Source organism: Vibrio sp. YT-19(2023) (assembly GCF_033337395.1).
On record NZ_JAWOQN010000516.1, the window covers coordinates 1 to 691 of the forward strand.

1 protein-coding gene is annotated in these 691 nt (G+C 49.9%); it reads left to right on the plus strand.

The features are described 5' to 3' along the window. Positions 1-100: 100 nt before the first annotated feature. On the plus strand, positions 101-691 hold a 591-nt coding region (locus tag R7E78_RS26845), incomplete at its 3' end, for a spondin domain-containing protein (RefSeq protein ID WP_318058702.1).

Below are 691 nucleotides of genomic sequence, written 5' to 3' on the forward strand. Positions count from 1 at the left end.
CAGCGATCCGGCTGGTGGCAAGAGTGATCTCGATAGCAGTCATCATCGTTGGTTAAACCCAGTAGCAACCATCACAATTGTTGTGAAGTAAGGAGGAGGTATGAAATACAAAATCTTACTGGTAGCGGCCTCTGTCGGAGTGCTCGCTGGTTGTCCGAATGATGACGATAATGATGTCGCGAAGTCATACCGATATACGGTGAATGTCGAGAACTTAACGGCGAATCAACCGATGTCTCCGCTGGCGGTGCTGACTCACAATAGCAATTTTCAGCTATTCGAAATTGGTCAAAGTGCGTCGGTTGAGTTAGAACACTTAGCCGAGGGTGGCAGCAATGCCGAGCTGATTGCTCTGATGAACAGTGACGACAACGTCTACCAAGGTGTCTCTGGTAACGGTTTGCTGCTGCCGGGCTCATCGGACGAAGTCACCATCACAGTCAATCCTCATCGTTATGGTTATTTGTCGCTGGCTTCGATGCTCGTGAACACTAATGATGCCTTTGTTGGCGAAACGGGATTATCGCTCAAGTCACTCGCAGTGGGTGAGAGTTACGAGATGAACATGAACGTGTGGGATTCTGGCACAGAGCTTAATGATGAATTGGCAGCCACGATTCCCGGCCCTGCGGGTGGCGGAGAAGGGTTTAACTCAACCCGAAACGATATGAATGATGCGGTCGCGTTTCAC